The organism is Shewanella sp. SG41-4 (assembly GCF_014164505.1).
Lineage (GTDB): Bacteria > Pseudomonadota > Gammaproteobacteria > Enterobacterales > Shewanellaceae > Shewanella.
This window is the reverse complement of the sequence record NZ_JACJFI010000012.1, coordinates 1-15,274: the sequence shown is the minus strand read 5'-3', so window position 1 is coordinate 15,274 and position 15,274 is coordinate 1. Positions and strand designations below refer to the sequence as shown.

12 protein-coding genes are annotated in these 15,274 nt (G+C 42.8%); 7 read left to right on the top strand and 5 right to left on the bottom strand.

Features of this window, described 5'->3' with window-relative positions; translation table 11 throughout:
- Nucleotides 1-63: 63 nt before the first annotated feature.
- The gene (locus tag H5202_RS02510) at nt 64-441 is read left to right on the top strand and encodes a hypothetical protein (protein ID WP_182770660.1); all 378 of its coding nucleotides are present in this window, start codon (nt 64-66) and stop codon (nt 439-441) included.
- Nucleotides 442-471: 30 nt separating this feature from the next.
- Here H5202_RS02510 and H5202_RS02505 read toward each other — a convergent pair whose 3' ends face one another.
- On the bottom strand, nt 472-1,851 hold the full coding sequence (locus H5202_RS02505) for a sigma-54-dependent transcriptional regulator (RefSeq protein WP_182770659.1): 1,380 nt from the start codon (nt 1,849-1,851) through the stop codon (nt 472-474).
- A gap of 3 nt (nt 1,852-1,854) precedes the next feature.
- The gene (locus tag H5202_RS02500; RefSeq protein ID WP_182770658.1) at nt 1,855-3,822 is read right to left on the bottom strand and encodes an ATP-binding protein; all 1,968 of its coding nucleotides are present in this window, start codon (nt 3,820-3,822) and stop codon (nt 1,855-1,857) included.
- A 408-nt stretch (nt 3,823-4,230) separates the two neighbouring features.
- Between H5202_RS02500 and H5202_RS02495 the strand changes: the two genes are divergently transcribed.
- Both H5202_RS02495 and H5202_RS02490 read left to right on the top strand, forming a co-directional pair.
- On the top strand, nt 4,231-6,021 hold the full coding sequence (locus H5202_RS02495) for a flavocytochrome c (protein ID WP_182770657.1): 1,791 nt from the start codon (nt 4,231-4,233) through the stop codon (nt 6,019-6,021).
- 406 nt (nt 6,022-6,427) lie between these two features.
- Nucleotides 6,428-6,835 carry a VOC family protein gene (locus tag H5202_RS02490; RefSeq protein ID WP_011639106.1) on the top strand — a complete coding sequence of 136 codons (408 nt, stop codon included), beginning with the start codon at nt 6,428-6,430 and terminating at the stop codon, nt 6,833-6,835.
- 202 nt (nt 6,836-7,037) lie between these two features.
- Here H5202_RS02490 and H5202_RS02485 read toward each other — a convergent pair whose 3' ends face one another.
- The 3 genes from H5202_RS02485 to H5202_RS02475 form a co-directional block, all read right to left on the bottom strand.
- Nucleotides 7,038-8,291, bottom strand: a complete 1,254-nt coding sequence (locus tag H5202_RS02485; protein ID WP_182770656.1) for an OprD family outer membrane porin — start codon at nt 8,289-8,291, stop codon at nt 7,038-7,040.
- 65 nt (nt 8,292-8,356) lie between these two features.
- Nucleotides 8,357-8,713 carry a cytochrome c3 family protein gene (locus H5202_RS02480; protein WP_011639108.1) on the bottom strand — a complete coding sequence of 119 codons (357 nt, stop codon included), beginning with the start codon at nt 8,711-8,713 and terminating at the stop codon, nt 8,357-8,359.
- A 67-nt stretch (nt 8,714-8,780) separates the two neighbouring features.
- A complete protein-coding gene (locus H5202_RS02475; protein WP_011639109.1) occupies nt 8,781-10,460 on the bottom strand; it encodes an FAD-dependent oxidoreductase in 1,680 nt (559 codons plus the stop codon).
- A gap of 475 nt (nt 10,461-10,935) precedes the next feature.
- Here H5202_RS02475 and H5202_RS02470 point away from each other — a divergent pair, with 475 nt between their 5' ends.
- The 4 genes from H5202_RS02470 to H5202_RS02455 all read left to right on the top strand — a co-directional run bounded on the left by H5202_RS02470 (nt 10,936) and on the right by H5202_RS02455 (nt 14,974).
- Nucleotides 10,936-11,661 (top strand): FadR/GntR family transcriptional regulator, encoded by a 726-nt coding sequence (locus H5202_RS02470; RefSeq protein WP_182770655.1) that lies wholly within the window; start codon nt 10,936-10,938, stop codon nt 11,659-11,661.
- Nucleotides 11,662-12,010: 349 nt separating this feature from the next.
- Nucleotides 12,011-12,544, top strand: a complete 534-nt coding sequence (locus tag H5202_RS02465) for a tannase/feruloyl esterase family alpha/beta hydrolase (protein WP_259397164.1) — start codon at nt 12,011-12,013, stop codon at nt 12,542-12,544.
- A gap of 48 nt (nt 12,545-12,592) precedes the next feature.
- Nucleotides 12,593-13,749 (top strand): IS3 family transposase gene (locus tag H5202_RS02460; RefSeq protein ID WP_182770654.1). Its coding sequence is split into 2 segments (ribosomal slippage): nt 12,593-12,839 and nt 12,839-13,749, totalling 1,158 coding nucleotides; the frame shifts between segments, so codons are not numbered across the junction.
- A 7-nt stretch (nt 13,750-13,756) separates the two neighbouring features.
- Nucleotides 13,757-14,974: a tannase/feruloyl esterase family alpha/beta hydrolase gene (locus H5202_RS02455; RefSeq protein WP_259397163.1), complete on the top strand. Its 1,218-nt coding sequence runs from the start codon at nt 13,757-13,759 to the stop codon at nt 14,972-14,974.
- Nucleotides 14,975-15,274: the final 300 nt, after the last annotated feature.

Below are 15,274 nucleotides of genomic sequence, written 5' to 3'. Positions count from 1 at the left end.
TTAGACTGAGTTATTTTTATCCTATCCAATTAAAAATCTTAATAAAAATAAGGTTGAATAAATATGTTTCGCATCATTTTGTTATTTATTTTTATATCGTTAACCGGGTGTGTTAACTACCAAAGGCCTGCAGATAAAGCCTATTTTGGCGGTAACATCAACACCAAAGAGGAAGCCGAGTCTTATTATGGTATTTCTTCAAGAAAAATCAGTCAAAATACCTTTGAGATATTTGTTGTCATGCCTAGCGGACAGAATAGAGATAAACTACTTAGGCAGATAATAGCAGACAAGGCTGGCGAACTTTGTAGTGATAAAGTTGAGATCCAAGTTGAGAGGATAGAAACGCACGGAAAGCTTAATCCAAAAAGATTTGCAGGCAATTGGTTATCAATATCCCAAAGAGCAATCCTGATGTGTGAAAAGCAAAATGCTGAGTAGCATTATGGTTTAGAAACGAACCCCATTACGCTAATGCCCTTTAAGCCGCCTGCTTAATGCACTTTGGCTAATACCCAGTATTTGTGCTGCTGCCGTTTGATTATTAGCGGTACGGCTCATGGCTTCATCTAAAAGCGCTTGGTTCATTTGCGCAATGGTGGGCAGTTGTTTGGGAAAGATAATTCGATCTTGCGGCGCTGCCGTTAATGACTTGTGTTCATTAATGGCTTCCATAAAAGCAGAGGTGTTAAGCGCTATGCCATCACTGCGACTAACGGCATCAAATACCATTCCTTTGAGCTCGTGTAGATTACCGGGGAAATCATAACTGGCAAGTTTTGACGCTAAGTCGCTTGGTTGAATCGGCGCAGGTAAATTCATTTCGGCTGCGGCCAGAGCGATGAAATGATTGATCAACATAGTAATATCTAACTGCCTTTCAGCTAACGGCGGTAATTTAATTTTATGTGCCCGTAAACGGTAGAGTAAATCACTTCTAAACTGGCCCGCTTGATGAAGTTTGAGTAAGTCATCTTGAGTCGATACCACAAACTTACATTTTACCGGGTAGGCGGTATCGCTACCTAAAGGGTAATATTGTTTGCTTTCTAACAGCGCTAATAACTTAATTTGGGCATCCAGTGGTAGCGTGCCAATGTCGTTCAAATACAACACTCCACTGCCCACTTGATGCAGTAAACCTGCAACCGCTTCAAGCTCACCATTATTGTGATGATACAGTTGACCACACATTTTTTGCTCGAAGGATTCGCTACTAATACCGGCAAGATTAATACTAATAAAGGGTTCATTAGGGCTATAAAGTGCATGGCAAGATTTAGCAAATTCGCTTTTACCGGTTCCGCTGGCACCATAAATTAACAAGGGCTCAGGGCTACATGATACGGCTTCAAGATAGCGAAACTGATCTAATAGCTGTGGCTCGCAAGTTAGCATATTATTGAATGCTTGCGGGTTATCTAAGGTTCGGCTTAAAAATTTCTCTTTGATATAAAGGTAGTTTCTTTCAAGCCCGACCACTTCAAGCGCACGGCGTACCGTGCGGGCGAGTTCATCAACATTGTCGGTTTTGATAAAGTAGTCATAAGCGCCATTCTTAATACAACGAACTGCAGTATCAACCTCATTTACCCCTGTCACTATAATGACTCGAGTGTTAGGGAAATCGCTGCGGATCATCGCTAATAATTCTTCACCAGAATGAAATGGCATGGTGAGATCGACTAGCACTAGCGCATAGTCGCCTACCTGTAAGCGACTATTCACCTGACGACTATCAACACAAGTGTCAATTTCAGCTTCGGGAACTAGACGGTTCAGGGTTATCGCGAGTGTTCGTAACCATGCTGCTTCGTCGTCGATTAACAAAATATTTCTGGCTAGTTTCATGGGCTAATCCTGTTGTGCCAATGCAAAAGTCAGCCTAATTCGGGTGCCTTTACCTAAACTCGACAGCATCTGCATTTCGCCTTGATGCTCTTTAATTATTTTACTGCACACCGACAACCCTAAGCCGCTGCCACCTTCGTGTCGTCTGGTAGTGAAAAAAGGCTCGGTGATACGTTTTAATGTGGCACTGTCCATCCCGCAGCCATTGTCTTTAATACTCAGTATAGCCATATTAGCTTCGACATACGTCTCTATCTCTATGCCCCCAGACTGGGTTGAGCTGGCATTACACGCATTTTGAATCAGATTAATTAACACCTGATGTAACTGTTGAGCATCGCCTGTAATACAAGGGCTGGGTTGACATAACATGGTGCTGATCTGGTGAGATTTTGTTTGATTAGCAGTGAGACGTAGGGCAACTTGTACCACATCATTTAAACACACTCGGTTATATTGGTCGGCAATATGCGGCATGGCGTAACGTTTTAAGTCGTTAACAATTCGGCTGATACGTTTAGCGCCCTCTTCAATAGAACCACAACTATACTGCAACTCATTGATGGCAATGTCTGGGTTTAGCCCTGCAATAAGCCAGAAAGGATTTTGTTTTTGATAGTGCTTAGCGGCAGGCGTTAAGTCTTTCATGGCCGCGGTAAATAGTGATACCGCATGTACAATTAGGCCGGTTGGATTGTTGATTTCATGGGCAATTCCTGCAGACAACTCTCCTAATGACGCTAGACGACTGGCCTCTTCATTAGCCTGGCGCAATCGATGCTGCTCGGTTGATTCTTCAAGTAAAACCACCACCTGATTGTTTGCAATAGGATGAATTTGTAATTGCCAACACTGCTGCTGATACCGCATATCGGCAGTAAACGACTTTTGGGTCGATAACACATCGAATACTGCGGCTTTAAGCTTAAAAACATCGTTGTCGACATAGTAAAACTCATCTGAATCTAACAGGTGAATATTGTTATCGTTACTCCATAAATGCTGGAGGTCCTGGTTTACTATGGTCACGCCATTGGGGATCCCATCGAGAACAGACTGGAACTGTTGCGACAATTCAGATATCTCAACTTCAATCCGCTTTCGTTGAATTAATTCGGCATCAAGCGCTTTAGTATGACGGCGTAAACTAGCGCTTATAAATCCGGTGAAAATCATCCCAATAGCAGACATAATCGCTACCAAAACAGCGAGAGCAAACATGCGCTTTTCGGAAGAGGTTAAATCAACTTTTTCACGCCCGGTGCCAAACCATTTATTAACCAGTCTGTCGTATTCACCCGATAATTTTAACTGCCTAAGCGCCTCGTTAATTTGGTACATCAGTTCGGTTTTTGTTTCATTAGCGACAAAATTAAACGCCCCGTAAATTAACGCATCACTGGAACTGCGTACCGAGGGATACATAGGAAGTAAACGCCGCGCAACAAAGCTTTCAGCAATAACCACGTCGACTTGATTTTTTATCAGTAATTGAAAACCAGTTTCATACAGATCAACATCCACCCGATCGAAATTTTGCAAATGGTCAGATAAAAACACATCAACAAAAGCACCTTTTTTAATGGCAACCCGCTTACCAATAAGATCTGCCCAATTGTTGATTAACGCCTTACCCTGCAAAGTATAAGCTTTAGCGTGGGTTGCATATATAGGATCCGATTGCGCTAACTTACGATCCATGTTCACCGGGCTAACCACAGCAATCACATCGATATCACTGTCAGGATCATGAACATCTTTTACCAATTGCTGAAAACTCTTTCGACGAACAATAATGCGCTTATTGGTCAGCTGGCCAATTCTATCCATCAACTCAATATTAAAGCCTTGGTCAACACCGTTATTACGCCACTCTAATGGCGCTGTTTTTGAATGCACGCCTAAGACAATGCTGTCTTGCGCGAGCACAGGCATAGTGATGATGATAAGTAATAACAATAGAGTTTTCATGCCGCGATATTACCCATTTCCACCATCCGAAACTGTGCAGCATTCCCCGAATTAGCAAATCATTATGTACGTTTTCTTTTTGATGTTAACTCGATGTGATCTATCTCCACATACGCTATGCAAAATTGCATATACCCCTTTATAGCTATGCATGTTTGCATAGAACATTTTTAAGCTTGTGATTGAGTTGTCATTTCTGCCCTCACTTGTGGTTATCTGGTTGTTGATTGCGGTCCCTTCGGTAAAGATTATATTGAGCGAACATAATAGCTGATCAACTCGATGCTAATTTGGACCGTACTTATAAAGTGAAGTGACGTTAATGTCACTTCAGCCTGACTAAAATAATGAGAGGACTTCTATCGTTAATGAACTAATCGTCATTAGGTTTAGAAGGGGGAGCAAAAAATGAAAAAGATGAATCTTGCAGTCTGTATAGCCACGTTAATGGGTACCGCAGGCCTAATGGGCACTGCTGTTGCCGCTGATAACTTAGCTGATTTCCATGTACAAAACCAAGAGTGTGATAGTTGCCATACACCAGACGGTGAACTGTCAAATGACAGCTTAACCTATGAAAATACCCAATGTGTATCTTGCCATGGCACACTAGAGGAAGTCGCTGAAACGACAAAACATGAACACTATAATGCGCATGCTTCCCACTTCCCAGGCGAAGTAGCTTGTACCTCATGCCACAGCGCACACGAAAAATCGATGGTGTATTGTGACTCTTGCCATAGCTTCGATTTCAACATGCCTTACGCTAAAAAATGGCTACGTGACGAGCCGACTATTGCTGAATTGGCCAAAGACAAATCAGAACGTCAGGCTGCTCTTGCTAGCGCCCCACACGACACTGTTGACGTAGTGGTTGTCGGTTCTGGCGGCGCAGGTTTCTCTGCTGCAATATCTGCAACAGACGGTGGCGCTAAAGTCATCCTTATTGAAAAAGAGCCTGTTATTGGCGGTAACGCTAAGTTGGCTGCAGGCGGCATGAACGCGGCTTGGACTGACCAACAAAAAGCCAAAAAAATTACTGACAGCCCAGAGTTAATGTTCGAAGACACCATGAAAGGTGGTCAAAACATAAACGACCCTGCATTAGTTAAAGTATTAAGCTCACACTCTAAAGACTCTGTTGATTGGATGACCGCTATGGGCGCCGATTTAACTGATGTTGGCATGATGGGTGGCGCATCTGTTAACCGTGCACACCGTCCAACTGGTGGTGCTGGTGTTGGTGCCCATGTCGTTCAAGTACTTTATGATAATGCAGTGAAACGCAATATCGACTTACGCATGAATACCCGCGGTATTGAAGTGCTTAAAGATGATAAAGGCACTGTTAAAGGTATTCTGGTTAAGGGGATGTACAAAGGTTACTACTGGGTGAAAGCCGATGCGGTAATCTTAGCAACTGGTGGTTTCGCTAAAAATAACGAGCGTGTCGCTAAGCTTGACCCTTCACTAAAAGGCTTTATCTCTACTAACCAACCTGGTGCAGTAGGTGATGGACTGGATGTGGCTGAAAATGCGGGTGGCGCATTGAAAGACATGCAGTATATCCAAGCTCACCCAACACTATCTGTTAAAGGTGGCGTAATGGTCACTGAAGCGGTACGTGGTAATGGTGCGATTTTGGTTAACCGTGAAGGTAAGCGTTTCGTTAACGAAATTACTACTCGTGATAAAGCCTCGGCCGCTATCTTAGCGCAAACCGGTAAATCAGCTTATTTGATTTTTGATGATTCTGTGCGTAAGTCACTGTCAAAAATTGATAAGTACATTGGTTTAGGTGTTGCACCAACGGCAGATAGCCTAGTTAAATTAGGTAAAATGGAAGGTATTGACGGCAAAGCACTTACTGAAACTGTCGCGCGTTACAACAGCTTAGTGAGTAGCGGTAAAGACACTGATTTTGAGCGTCCAAACCTACCGCGCGCACTTAACGAAGGTAACTACTATGCAATTGAAGTTACACCTGGTGTTCACCACACTATGGGGGGCGTGATGATCGACACTAAAGCTGAAGTCATGAATGCTAAGAAGCAGGTTATCCCAGGCTTGTATGGTGCTGGTGAGGTTACTGGCGGTGTTCATGGTGCTAACCGCTTAGGTGGTAATGCGATTTCAGACATCATCACCTTCGGTCGCTTAGCGGGTGAAGAAGCTGCAAAATATTCTAAAAAGAACTAATCGATTTAGAATTCACTGACTCGCTAGTATCAGTAAGCCACAGTTCATTGCTGTGGCTTTTTTTATGCGTCTATATCTCCATACCTATCGAATTAACCTCAACTAGGGGTAGAGATGAGAATAGAATGATAAAGATATTAAGCTTAGCCATTAACCACTCTCAAACTTGTCATTTGTTTTACTAACAAGGCGAATTAACCCGTCAATAGCTGGCCTATTGCAAGTCTTCTCATGTAACGCAGTTAGCAAGGCAAAGGGCTGCTTGCGAGGCATTTGTTATCCCGAGTTCTGGTTAATTAATGCATAATCGATGGCACAGTAAATTTGCATTAACTCACTAGCTAATTCACTAGCTAACTCAATGGCTAATTCACTCGCTAACTTACAAAGCTATCAAAGGATAATAATGAAACAGTCTATAGTTCACATCGCGCTAGTGGTGAATGATTACGATGAAGCCATCGATTTTTATGTCAATAAATTGAAGTTTGATCTAATTGAAGACACCTATCAAGCAGAACAAGACAAACGTTGGGTTGTGGTGTCGCCTCCAGGGTCAAACGGAGTGTCGTTGCTGCTAGCAAGGGCATCAAAACCAGAGCAGCATGATTTTATTGGTAACCAAGCCGGCGGACGGGTATTTCTTTTTTTGAATACCGACGATTTTTGGCGCGACTATAACCGCATGCAACTCGATGGGATTAAGTTTGTACGGCCGCCTCAAGAGCAAGACTACGGCACAGTGGCAGTTTTTGAAGATCTATACGGCAATCTTTGGGACTTACTGCAGTTAAACGATAAGCAGCCAATATAGATAATTAATCCACAAAACTAGCCAAATCCTAACCAAACATTTGATTCCGACACATAGGGAACAAGCGTTTTTCATTTTATGCTGACTAACTAAACCACACATACTGCAAGCTAACTAACATAAAAAAGCCAGTTGGAATATCCAACTGGCTTAATCAAAACCGTCACTCTATTTCAGAGCCGGTATATGTGCTTTAGCACTATTACAAAGCAAATTTATAATAGACGTAAAAACGAGTGTCAGTTAAGTCGTCGCCAGTTGAGTAGTTAACTATGGCGTGACGCGCGCGTACGCTCAGGCCGTCTACATATTTAGCCAGGTCGTACACCACTGAAAAGTCGGTTTCGTCGATGTCTTTGCTTGAGTCGCCATCAATTTCATAGCTAGCCCAGTTAAGATATGTGCTAACGCCGCTTAGTGCTGAGTCGGGTGAAAAATTATAAGCGAGTTGAGCACCGTAGCCATCTTCGTTAGCACGTGATGACTGAACCACTTGTTGAATGATCACTTTTTCATCGCCAAATGGAGCCACTACGTCGCCATCGCCAGTGGTCACATACTTAAATGTGGCATCAAATCCGTTCCATTTCATCCCTAAATGGAAGCCTGCTTGGTAAGTGTCGAATTGTGCAGCGCTTTGGTCTAGTAGACCTGTAGAGTCTTGTTTTAAATAAGACGGAATGAAATACCAGTTGGCGGCACCCATTTCACCGATCATATCCAATTTAACATGATACTGGTTGTACACATCTTCCATTGAGTAGTACCACAAGCTGGTTTTAGCTTTTACCGACTCTAACGGTAGATTGTAATCTAAACCTAAAGCGTAAATAGGGTTGTCTTCAACATCGATGAAAACGCCCTTACGTGCAAATTCACCTCGGATACCATCAGCCACACTAGCAAACTCTTCGTTAGTCCAACCCATGTAGTCAGTGATATACAGTGCTGATACGCCCAAGTTCTCAATTGAGGTATTTTTAATACTGGCACCACGGTAAGTGAACGGGATTGCTCTTAATGGGAACGGGTTCATCATAGGAGTGCGTAACTCTTGAGCACCAACGACTATTTTGGTGTCATACCAATTACCGCTAACAAAGTATTCTTGTAAACGGTTAACTGATGTACGTTCTACCACAGAGCCTGGTGCTCCTCCACCAACAAGTCCGTACAGACCATCATCGTTTGCATCCCAAATTGGGTTAGCTGAAGCAAATGAACTGCCAAAGCTTATGCCGTTAGCCTCACCAGAGCGCAGGTAAAAAAGTCCACCGAATGAGGTATCGCGTCTGTCTGTGCTATCTCCATCAAAATTACGTTGGAAGTCAAATAATTGAAATTGACCATTTACAGTACCATCATTAAATAAATTGCCCATTGGGTCAGCCGCAAAAGCTGGACTTGCAGCGAGACATGCAACAACCAAAGGCAGTAGTTTTGTTTTCATCATCATTTTTCTCATCCTAATTATTGTTAACTTTTCTTGTGGTCGAGATATTAAGGTGCCAAATGGCCGACTTATGGCACAACAAAGTCAAAACGAAGGTGGCAGCTACCACAGTAGTTTTCTGACTTTTGGTGTACGTTGTGACATTTAACGCAGTCGGTTTCGGTGCCAAAATGGCGATTTTCATGTGGGTTTGTTGGCTTAACATCCTTGGTTTTAGCGGCTAGCTTTTTAGTGTTGTGGCATGTCACGCACTTAGACATAGTCACAGGCTCACGCGTTTCAGCTTTACCATGGCAGCTAGCACATTTAAGTCCTTTAGCCGCATGAGTTTGATCCAATAAGGTAGTATTGTCAGCCATTGCAGTACTTGCGAAAAAGCTCAATGCAAGGCAAAGCAAGGTGTTGCGCAGTGTTAATTTCTTCATTGTGTTATTCCATTATTCATTGGGGAAGGTGCCAAACGTCGGGCATCCATTTAACTGTCTTTACGCCCTATAGCTTGGCCACGTACTTACCGGCTAAATAGCCAAACGTATAACAGCGCCCTAGTGACAATCCGAATACAGTCAGTGGGTAATCAACGCCACCATAGAAGCCGCCACCTAAGTTACCGATAACGAATAAACCGCCAATTTTTTTGCCATCAGCATCAAGTGCTTGATGATTTTTATCGACTAGCATTCCTGAACAAAGGGTTGAGATACGCATGCGGCGATGAATGCCATAGAAAGGAGCTTTAACAATGGGAAGCATTTTTGCTGAAGGCTTACCAAAATCGTCATCTTTACCTGTTTTGCAAAGCTCGTTATAACGCTTAATATTGGCAACGAAGGTTTTAGGGTCACATTCAAGTTTTACTGCAAGCTCTTCCAAAGTATTGGCTGAGTAGGTATTTGTCTGAGATGCATACACGCCGATCTTAGGCGCTGGATCTTCAGGCATATAGATTTTCATTTCTTCAGGTGAGTACAGTTTTCCAGGCCAGTCTTTAGCTTGAGTCATGTAATTTGAATCGAAGACCTGAGAGTAATTACCCGCATTTTCTGCATCACGTAGGTAGTTATTCATCAATGACATTTCAACAGTTTCATTGACGAAACGATTACCTTTACGGTTAACAGCAAGGAATGGCATATCACACATTGAAGCAGGACCTGCATCAAAATCGTGTAACATTTTGGTATGGCCAATAGGTTCAATTACGCCACCCGCCCAGTACGCCATAGAGAAACCGTCGCCAGTACGATCCATTTGCTTGCGTTCGAAATGCTTTAAATCAGGAATGAAGAAATTACACATCGCTTCGTTATTCTGGTAATCACCAGACGATAAAATCACACCTTTTTTGGCTAGGTATTTGTGATACTTACCATCACGGTCTTTGGCAATAACACCGATAACTTTGCCAGATACATCTTGGATAAGTTGCTGTGCAGGCATGTTGAAGAAGAATTTAACACCCGCTTTTTCAGCCACTTTAGCCAAATCACGCATGCCGTCACCGGTGGTATATGGCTTAGGGCCACAAAATGAGGTAACAAAGTTGAGTTTATGTTCAGTGACACCATGAATACCATGTTGCACTTTTGTGCCTTGGTCTACGATTTGCGCGCCACCTTTTTTAGCACGATCAATCACCCAAGAAACCGCCTCACCAGAGTTATACGCCCATTCTCTTACAAGTTCTGGGTGGCAACGGTGAGCGCTGTCACCCATAAGACGGTTTACCATTGCTTCTACGGCAGCCTTGTCGCTGTTGGCCAAATCAATACCTGAACCCGTGTTACCTTGAGACACGACAATCGCTTGTTTTTGCAATACTGCAACTTTAGCGCCGTTTTCTGCCGCAGATAACGCAGCAGGAACACCAGAAGCACCAGCACCAACCACAACCACATCGAACGTTTGTGTCGATGCGATCAGTCTGTCAGAAATCGGTTTCGGCTTAGGCATAAACTCTAACGTTGCGCCGCCATCTGAACTTTTAGCTGCGTTTTGGCAAGCTTCATCTGTTGCAGCAGAAGCCATTCCGCCACTTAGGCCGGTAAATGCAACTGCGCCAGTACCCACTGCAGCACGAGTTAAAAAGCTACGTCGTGAAATACCATTTTGCAGGACATTCGCGGTGTATTGATCGATTGCTTCCGGCTTGTTTGAATCATTATTACTCATTGTCATACTCCTTTTGCCCCCACCGTCACAATGGATACAACATCATTTACTGCGATATTGGACCCGCTCATAACCGTATAGAGCTACTGTGTTCTACTTGCATCAAAAGTAGGGCTCGCTCAGAAAGTGGGGAAAAGTCTTAATATGATAATGGTTAAATATTAACCCCAAATTCGATACGTTAAATGTATGACATATGATATTACTCATAAAGGGATAGTTATTACATCTATGGAGTAGATCTCAAAAAAAATGAATTTTGTGACTTTCTAACAAAAAAATTACACATCGCATCGACGGTGACGTAAATCCAGGATGAATATCAACAGAAAAGCGAATAATTGGAGTTAAGTCACACACTTATAAGTCGTCGTAACGCATAAATAGGGGCGTAGAAACATGGATATTTCATCAGTAAAACTATTAAGCATATGTATGAGCATGATAGAATATAGGCAAGAACAAACGTAGGACAATGAACTTGGTTAACTTTACCCCCGTCAAACAAATCAAAGCTTCCGATGAAATTGGAAACCAGTTAAGAAATGCTATTTTTGAAGGCAAGTATTTAGCTGGTGATAAACTGCCGTCTGAACGAGAACTCATTGAATTGTTTCAAATAAGTCGCACCGTTGTGCGAGAAGCAATTAAAGGACTTGAAGCGAGTGGCCTTGTAGAAATTAAACAAGGTGCGATGGGTGGTGCTTTCGTAAAACTGATGACATTTGAGCGACTGACTAATGTGTGTCAGGAATTGTTCACCATGGAAAAAATGTCATTCGCCGAAGTCTGCGAGGCACGATTACAAATTGAACCTATGGTCGCAAAATTAGCAGCGCAAAACTGCACACCAGAAATGGCAGAAAAATTGCGTGAAGCATCACGCAATGAAGAACACATATTAGACTACCCTGATACCGTTTATTTACGTCAAAAAGTACATTATATTTTAGCTGACATGTCAGGGAATCGTTTTTTAGCTGCTATCGTCAAATCTCTGTTACAAGTTATCAGTAATGCGACTACAAAATTTGAACCTAGCCATGACAAAGTCCATCCTGCGGGCCTGCATGACGGTATTATTGAAGCGGTTATTGCACAAGACGGCCAACAAGCAGAGGCGGAAATGCGCGAACACTTACAAGCATTTACCCTAAGACTTAACATTGTAGAAAAAGATTATAGAGACACTGAAAAATAGCTTTTTTTATACCATACAGTCTTGATTATACGCAGGTTCATGTCTATTCATGAGCCTGTTTTTACAGCCATAGTCAAACAAAATTCCACCAAGATTTGCAGCATGATTACTCAACCCATATACACAACAGCTAAGCCAGCTAAATGACCTTATCATATTACTAACAGCCTATTTATCCTCACCACAAACCGCGTAAATTTCTGTTTTTTAACCCCGACTGCGATCCATTTCCCAACAATTTCGAAACTGAGACCTCTTCGTCATTAAATTCTTATCAGTATTTACCTCATAAATCCATATGTTATACGTTTGACGTACTACTATTTAAGTATAAACAATAAGGATTAGTATGAAAACGGAAAATCTATGGGTTCCCCTAGCTTTGGCACCTTTGTGTATTGCCCTTTACGGCTGCAACAGTGACTCATCCACAAAAACGGTTCCACAGCTTGAGGCCGCAACACCTGCGAGTATTATTAGCTGTGCCACACTAACAACTGAGTTTAATTATGCCGATACTACAATCACTAGTGCAGAACTTATCCCTGCGGGTGACGTGGAATATGCCGCAGGCGAAATCTACCCATCTCCTTCACATTGTTTAATCAAAGGGCTAATGAACGAAAGAACTGGCATAGGAATGGGCGGAGATGCCGACTATGCCATTGGTTTTGAAATGCGTTTACCTTCTGACTGGAATGGCCGTTTTTATTATCAAGCCAATGGCGGCTTAGATGGTTCAGTGCAAAAAGCGGTGGGTCGCTTCCTTATTTCTGAAAGCAAAGATTCTGGCGCACTAAACAAAGGATTTGCGGTCATCAGTTCCGATACCGGACACGCATCACCTGCGCCCTTATTCGGAATGGTGTTGTGGTTGAATTAGCCGGACACTTCAATAAAGGAATATAATAATGCCATTATTGAGGTGAATATGACTAAACGAATAAATAAACAATATCCAGATGATTTTAAACAAGAAGCTGTCGCTTTGGTTCTTGAACAAAATTACACGATAGTGCAAGCGGCAGCGTCTTTAGGTATTACAGATAAAATTCTTTATAACTGGGTGGCTAAACACAAAAAGCTAACTCAAGGCGATGCATTATCTGTAGATGAACGCACCGAACTTATGCTGTTACGCAAAGAGAATAAACGCTTATTGATGGAGCGCGAAATACTAAAAAAGGCCAGCGCCTTCTTTGCGAAAGAAATGAAGTAAGGTATTCATTTATCAATACTCTTAAGTCGAAATATCCTATTTCGATGGCGTGTAAAGTGATGCAGGTTAGTTCGTCAGCGTATTACGTTTGGCTTAAAAAACCTGGTGAACTTATCACTGCTGACACTCTAGAGCTATTTCGTCGAGCTAAAGCATTATTCAAAGCCAGTCGAAACAGTCTAGGTAGTAGAGAGTTAGCTAAAGCGCTACGTAAAGAAGGGTTTAGCATTACTCGTTATCGCACTATTAAGTTAATGGCGCGATTGAAACTGGTGGTCACGCAACGTCTGGCTTATAAAGTCACCACAAAGCGTAAGCACAGTGATAGCGTGGCTGATAATTTGCTTAATATGAATTTTAATCCTGTAGGGCCAAACCAAGTCTGGGCAGGTGATGTGAGTTATCTTAAAACTGGCGAAGGTTGGTTATATCTTGCAGTTGTAATGGATTTGTATTCTCGCAGAATCGTCGGCTGGCATATCTCTAAGCGCATGACGAGAAGCTTAGTTGAGAAAGCATTTTTGAAGGCTTACAGCTTGCGAAAACCACCTAAGGGCTTAGTGTTTCATAGCGATAGAGGTTCTCAATATACCAGTAAAGGCTATCGGCGCTTATTAACCAAATTTGACTGCCGAGCAAGCATGGGGGACGTGGGAGCGTGTTGGGACAATGCTGTTGTGGAGCGATTTTTTGGTAGTTTGAAACACGATTGGTTATTAAAAGTACCACAGCCAACTCGTCAACATATGCGTGATGATGTGGCGAAATATATGAAATATTACAATGTAGAACGGCTGCACTCGGCAAATGCTGATCAGTCACCGATTGATTTTGAAATTTCTTTTAGAAAAGTGTCCGGTTGGACTTGACCAGAACATGGATCCTCAAGCACGTTTAGATTATGGCTACAATGCAGTTGCCGAACTCACACCAATGGCCAAATCTCTGATTGAAACAGCCTATGGAAAACAGCCTGACCGCTCCTACTTTGGTGGTTGCTCAAACGGTGGACGCCATACCATGGTTGCCGCTACACGTTATGCCGATTTATATGATGGTTTCTTAGTGGGTAACCCTGGTTTCAACCTACCCAAAGCTGCTGTTTCGCAAGTTTATGGTATTCAGCAATACTCAAGCCTAGTGAATGTTGATGCCGACAATGTACTCACCTCTTTACAAAGTAGCTTCACCCAAGAAGAGTTTGCACTCGTTTCAAGTAAAGTCGCTCAGCAATGTGACGCGCTAGATGGTGCAAGCGACGGAATGGTACAAGATACTTACGGTTGCCAAGATGCATTTGATTTAGCTCGAGATGTGCCAACCTGTTCTGCTGACCGAGATGGCACATGTTTAACTGCTGCGCAGAAGTCAGTAATGACCAACATTATGTCTGGGCCACGAAATAGCAATACAGATGCAGCCATTTATTCAGACTTCCCCTATGACGCTGGTATGGGAACCAGTGACTATTATGGCTGGGAGTTTTTCATGGCAATGATGAGAGACCCTGGCGCATTGGCATTTATATTCTCAACCGCACCAACCCCTTACGATTCATCGGAGCTCGGCTCATATGAATATGTGATGAGTCTCGATATGGATACCGATGTTGAGCGTATTTATAACATTAATGACACTTACACCGAGTCTGGCATGGAGTTCATGACGCCACCAAACCCAACAGATCTGACGATATTACGAGATCGTGGTGCAAAAATGATGGTCGTTCATGGGACTTCTGACGCGGTATTTTCACCTAACGATACGGTTAATTGGTACAAAGGGTTACAGGACGTTAATGAAAATCAAGCCGACGAGTTTGCTCGCTTATACTTAGTCCCTGGTATGAACCATTGCGGTAACGGACTGGCTACAGACCGCTTTGACATGCTTGATTCACTTGTTGAGTGGGTTGAACAAGGCCAAGCACCTGAGAGCATAAAGGCTGCTGTTCGTTCTGAAAATACTGAGTTGCCTGCTAACTGGTCTAAAACACGCACTAGGCCACTATGTCCTTTCCCAAAAGTGGCAACCTATAGCGGCACTGGCGACATGGAAGAGGCGACTAACTTCACCTGCGTGACGCCTAAATAATGAGCAGCTGAGTAATAAGCCCCCGCAGTAATAATGACAACAGGGCCACATCATGGCGCACCTAGATTGTTGAGCTAGATTGTTGAGCTAGATTGTGGCGCTAGATGTCCATCACTGGAGTGCGTTTTGGGCACAGCTTCATTTAGAGGTAAACAAAAAAGGAGCATTTTATGCTTAATGCCGTTCACTTAAGGTGAGCGGCATTTTTCCTTTTTGCGACAGGATAACCATTCTTACTCACTTTTAAGCAGCGCGGGTAACTTCTTTCTCGCTTTCCCTCTAACATAAATTGCCTCGCAT

Excerpts from the sequence above, each read along its gene's own strand:
- H5202_RS02455 (WP_259397163.1), top strand. The coding sequence starts at position 13,757 with ATGGATCCTCAAGCACGTTTAGATTATGGCTACAATGCAGTTGCCGAA.
- H5202_RS02495 (WP_182770657.1), top strand. The coding sequence starts at position 4,231 with ATGAAAAAGATGAATCTTGCAGTCTGTATAGCCACGTTAATGGGTACC.
- H5202_RS02490 (WP_011639106.1), top strand. The coding sequence starts at position 6,428 with ATGAAACAGTCTATAGTTCACATCGCGCTAGTGGTGAATGATTACGAT.
- H5202_RS02500 (WP_182770658.1), bottom strand. The coding sequence starts at position 3,822 with ATGAAAACTCTATTGTTATTACTTATCATCATCACTATGCCTGTGCTC.
- H5202_RS02465 (WP_259397164.1), top strand. The coding sequence starts at position 12,011 with ATGAAAACGGAAAATCTATGGGTTCCCCTAGCTTTGGCACCTTTGTGT.
- H5202_RS02510 (WP_182770660.1), top strand. The coding sequence starts at position 64 with ATGTTTCGCATCATTTTGTTATTTATTTTTATATCGTTAACCGGGTGT.
- H5202_RS02485 (WP_182770656.1), bottom strand. The coding sequence starts at position 8,291 with ATGATGATGAAAACAAAACTACTGCCTTTGGTTGTTGCATGTCTCGCT.
- H5202_RS02505 (WP_182770659.1), bottom strand. The coding sequence starts at position 1,851 with ATGAAACTAGCCAGAAATATTTTGTTAATCGACGACGAAGCAGCATGG.
- H5202_RS02470 (WP_182770655.1), top strand. The coding sequence starts at position 10,936 with ATGAACTTGGTTAACTTTACCCCCGTCAAACAAATCAAAGCTTCCGAT.
- H5202_RS02475 (WP_011639109.1), bottom strand. The coding sequence starts at position 10,460 with ATGAGTAATAATGATTCAAACAAGCCGGAAGCAATCGATCAATACACC.
- H5202_RS02480 (WP_011639108.1), bottom strand. The coding sequence starts at position 8,713 with ATGAAGAAATTAACACTGCGCAACACCTTGCTTTGCCTTGCATTGAGC.